The organism is Bifidobacterium sp. POST2/T3 (B1), from assembly GCF_058197115.1.
Window position 1 is genome coordinate 1 of sequence record NZ_JBVPQK010000292.1, and the last position, 3,337, is coordinate 3,337.

The 3,337-nt window shown below is 60.3% G+C and carries 2 protein-coding genes; both read right to left on the minus strand.

Annotation, left to right across the window (positions count from 1 at the left end):
* Nucleotides 1-1,769 (minus strand): glycoside hydrolase family 2 TIM barrel-domain containing protein (locus tag AC0AP0_RS10675; RefSeq protein ID WP_490430445.1); only part of this gene is annotated, 1,769 nt, incomplete at its 3' end.
* Nucleotides 1,766-3,337: tetratricopeptide repeat protein (locus tag AC0AP0_RS10680; protein WP_490430446.1), on the minus strand; the 1,572-nt coding region annotated here is incomplete at its 5' end. The genes AC0AP0_RS10675 and AC0AP0_RS10680, both read right to left, overlap by 4 nt.

Sequence of the window (3,337 nt, forward strand, 5' to 3'; positions counted from 1 at the left end):
GCATCCATCATGCCCACCAGAGCCGTGCCCTGTCCGGGAAAGTCCTGCAGACCCAGCAGCGAAAGTCCCGACATGGAGGGTGTTCGCAGGACGGATTCCACCTCCTCCCGGTAGCAGATCCGCGACAGTTCGCCTGTAGCAGCCACCCAGTCCAGCCAGGTGCGCTGGTCCAAGCCCGATTCATGGACCCTGTCACGAATCATTGCGTAATTGTCAGGACGGGTGACCCCGGTGAATTCTTCAATCTCTCGGAAATCTGGCAGCACTTCATACTGGCCGACCTCGAAGCCATAGACCGGCACTGAGCACTCTTCGCGGACTGCCCGCACGGAGTCCTCGAAATTGTGGGCAGTGCCCGGATGAACCGCGTTGGTGGACCCGCGCATGTTTGCGAAGCAGCAGCGCAGGTCATGGCCCTTGTAGGACTCTGAGGTGTAGACCTCATTGCAGTCGTCACTGCCCAGCTGACCATAGTGGGGGTTGGAGGAATTGGCATAGAGCCGGGTGTCGTCAATGCTCCGGGCATCCTCGACCAGCTGAGCCATGCGCTGGTGGCCGGTCACATCCGCAGACAGCTCATTGCCCAGGGTGAGCATGACAAAGGAGGGGTGGTTGGCAAGGAAGAGCAGCGTCTGCTCCAGTTCGGTGCGATAGTAGCGGTAACTCTCATCCTCCTGGAAGGCATGTTGGTGGTCCCAGTGGGAGAGCTCGGGCTGCATCATCATCCCCATCCGGTCCGCCGCGATGAAGGCTGCTTCGGGCGGGCAGTGTGAATGGAAGCGGACCACATTTACTCCGTATGACCGGTAGGCCTCCAAAATACGAATCCAAGAGCCCACGTCCATGGGCGGGAAGCCGGTCTGCGGAAATTCAGCGCAATTGGCCTCGCCCCGCAGGAAGAAGGCCCTGCCGTTCAGAGCCAGTCTCCCCTGCTCATCAGCTGCGAAGTCGCGGATGCCGAAGTCCGTACTTACCCGCGATAGCACCCTGGATCCGTCCGGCGGCAGGAGCTCGATTGCCATGCCATGCAGACAGCCCTGGTATTCGTCCCAACGATCCGCATGGACATCAAGCGGCAGATCGGGCCAGGTCAGTGTTCGCCGCCCAGATTCCAGGTCTACAGCGACCTCCAGAGGCTGGGCCAGCGCATCGGAAGAGACCCGCAAGCGACCATGGAATCCTTGTCCCGAATCCACATCAGCTTCTACCGTCAGCGCATCGCCATGGGGATAGGCACGAACGCTATCTACAAAGGTGTCCTCCTCCACACGCAGGCTAATGTTTCCCAGAAGCCCGTTCCAGTTGGTCTGGGTGTGGTCAGTGGCGGTCGAGGAATCCACGATGGCGTCATGAGGCATACCCTGGTAGGCGTTATCGGAATCCACTTGCAGCAGGTCATCGCCCGTTAGCAGTCCAGTCAGCTCGAAGACATGCGGCGTGTTCAAGGTCTGAGGACGATAGGGCTCAGCCAGGCGTTCGCCGACCCTGACCTCCAGGCGGCGAGCGCGCTCCACCTCGAAGAAGACCCTCTGCCCCGGCTGTGGGGACCATCGAATCTGTCGGGACAGCCTGACCGTCCCCTCGAAGGTGTGCCGCCTGGTCAGCCGAGAGCCGATGGGGCCGGTCTTGCCGCTGCCATAGTCAGCAGACAGCTCCTGATCACCATGGCCGAGTCCGTTAGTGTCCAACGTGCCTGGCAACAGGACGGTTCCCTGCAGCTCAGATGGGGACTGAACCCGCCAGGCTCCAGCCAATGCAACCTTGATCATGCCATTCTCCCGGTAAGAATTGCCCTGTGGTCCAATTCATCAGTAAACAGCCCGGCCTGAATATGACCGGCATCCAGTTCCAGCACCTGTTTCAGGCACTCCCGAGCCTGGTCGATCTGCCCTATGCCGATGCGTGCCAGGGCCATCAGGTAGAGACAGTGGACCCGGTTCATACGGGTATAGTCCGCATCAAAGGTCAGGAAGTCAGGCAGAGAGACCGCGAAGTAGTCCTTCTCCACATGGTCGTCCAAATGCTGCTCGCCAAAGTCCAGCAGCCGGTAGTAGCAGGCGTTGGCCGGACCCTGCTCACCAAGAGCCTGGTGGGCCAGTCCCTGAAAGAGGACCATCTCAGCAGGCTGGTCGTTGTAGTAGAGCGACTCCCCCACCTGCCCGGAGCCCAGGCAGGCCAGACGGAACTCCTGATCCGCAGCTTCCTTGTCACCTGCCGCTCTTCTGGCCAGCCCCAGATAGTAGTGAAGATCGTTGTCCTTCTGACCTTCCAGTTTGCCTTCGCCCAGGTTCTCCGGATAGCTCATGGCTCGCTCCAGTAGGTCCGCAGCACGGTCCCAGTCCTGGGCCGCCATGGCATCCTTGGCCATTAGCTTCAGCGAGATTCGGTATTGAGCGGTAATCTTGCCCTCGCCGCCCTCCCAAGGATGGAAGCGCCGACTGCTCATGAGCTGATAGGCCCGTTCGTAGCTACCGGTCTGGTTGAGCAGACTTAGGTATTCGATATAGAGATCGTCCCTACGGGCCACAACCTCTGGATGCTTTTCAAATTCCGTCAGTCGACGGGCAAAGCTCCAGCCCATCAGCCTATGAAGCTGATCCCGCTCCAGAAAGACCCTGGCGTCTTCGGGATCCAACCGCCAGGCGGTCTCGATTTCCTGGTCGGCGGCCTGCCAATCGTGTCGCTTGTTGCCGTAGGCAATGGCCAAGTTGCGGTGAACAGTGGCGAAGTCGGGGTCCAGTTGCCGGGAATGCTCCCAAAGCTTGATGGCCCGGTCCGTCAGAGACTTGTCGTAGTAGAGGCATCCCAGATAATATGCAGCCTTGGGACCATCGACCGTGTCCATGGCCATCCGCAGCGGGGCGATATCATCCAGGGAATTGGGGAAGCAGTAGTCCGAAGGCGCCGCCTCAGCTGCCTGGAAGGCTTCAAGGGCCTGATCTTTCCGACCCAGCAGGTGCAGGTACCAGCCTTGGTAATAACGGACCATGGGCTGATGCTGATCGGCCTGGCCCAGCAGTTGCAGCGCCTCCTCATAGGCGCCGAATGCTGCGTAGTCACGGGCCGCTCGCAGGAGGTTGAGGTAATCCCCGCGCATCAGTCTGGATAGTTCGTCCGGATCACCGCCTGCTAAGACGCGCTCGTATCCGGATACGAAGTCGAACCGATCCAGGGCCAGGTTTTCGCGGACCACTTGGTCCGCCTGATCCTGCCTGCCCAGCCGACGCAGCAGATAGGCCTTGAGCCCGCGAGCCCGAATATTGTCGGTGTTGCGGGTCAAAGAGCGCTGGACGAAGTCCAATGCCTGCTCCAACTGGCCGCGACATGCAGCGATGCA